The organism is Actinacidiphila oryziradicis, from assembly GCF_005047355.1.
Taxonomy (GTDB): domain Bacteria; phylum Actinomycetota; class Actinomycetes; order Streptomycetales; family Streptomycetaceae; genus Actinacidiphila; species Actinacidiphila oryziradicis.
Genome location: NZ_SUMC01000348.1, coordinates 1 through 1,166 on the forward strand (window position 1 = coordinate 1; position 1,166 = coordinate 1,166).

Here is a 1,166-nt window from a genome sequence, read left to right on the forward strand (position 1 = left end):
GCAAGAGGTGGACCATGCGCTGGAAGGCCCCGCTGAACGCCTTCCAGATCGCCTTCGAAGGACGCCTGACCCCCGCCAACAACTAGAACTCGACAACCCAGATCAGCCGTTAAGTTGACACTCCCGGCGTAGTCGTTTTTACGTTGATCCGGCGGTTCCGGCCGAATCCGGCGAAGGTGGTGAGACTGCCGAGCGGATCCGGTGATCGACTCGCAATTCGTTAGCCAGGGAGGAGAAGTGGCGTGCGCAGTCGGGGTGATCGCGCAGTGCTCCTGCGACTGATCCGGCGGCATCCCCTGTCAGGGTGCGTAGCCAGGGCCTGATCTTGTCCTGCGGCGTCCACTGGTCCCACAGGGCGTCCCAGGTGAACGCGCCGTTGCAGCTTTCCTCCAGCAAGTGCAGCTGAGCCGTACTGGCGGCGTGGCGTGCGACGGTGAACAGCCACAGGATGACGGCGTCGACTTCGCCACGCTCCGTTGGCCGGTGTGTGCCCAGGAGCTCGGGCATCGCCCGGACGATCTCAATTGCTCGAGGAGGGTCGGCCATCAACGCCGGTATGAGCGCCTCGGGGTCGATGTTGAGGAGCACGTCGCAGTACAGGGCGGCATCGTCGGGATGGGCAGCGGCCAGAACGACCAATTCCTCTGGCGCGTTCGCTGCTCCAGCATTCAGAGAATCACGGAGTGTTTCGGCCTGTACTACGGGCGGCACGGGAGGTGTGTCGATCTCCTGGGCGATGAGGTCAAGGAACGCTCGCACCGTTGTCGGCCGTCTCCTGGGGTCCGTGCGCGTTGCCTCCCGGACGACCGCACGCCACGGCCCGGAGTTCGGTATGAGAGGAATGTTCTGCTGCGGGTTCCTGCGTGTGACCGCCCAGCCGATCAGCTGCCCCAGGCTGTAGACGTCAGCCGGCGGACCGGCGCTGTGGGCGTCGCTGCTTAGCTCGGGGGCTGAGAAGCCCTCCGAGCCCATGCTCACCCCAACCTTGGTGCGCTGCGGGTGGGTGGTCTGGCCAGGCGGACGGCGCGCGATGCCCCAGTGAGATCGTTTCATCCTGAAGTTGCTGGTCGGGGGTCTGGTGTGGTGGCGGTGGGGTGTACTCGTGCTGGCAGTGCCGCATGATCGTCGGTCTTGATCATCCGTCAGCGGGTGCTCTGGAGCTGGGT

1 protein-coding gene is annotated in these 1,166 nt (G+C 65.1%); it reads right to left on the minus strand.

Annotated elements, in window-relative coordinates; all coding sequences use genetic code 11:
- Window positions 1-138: 138 nt before the first annotated feature.
- Entirely contained in the window at window positions 139-1,053 is a 915-nt protein-coding gene (locus tag FCI23_RS55815) for a serine/threonine-protein kinase (RefSeq protein WP_136731779.1), read from the minus strand.
- Window positions 1,054-1,166: the final 113 nt, after the last annotated feature.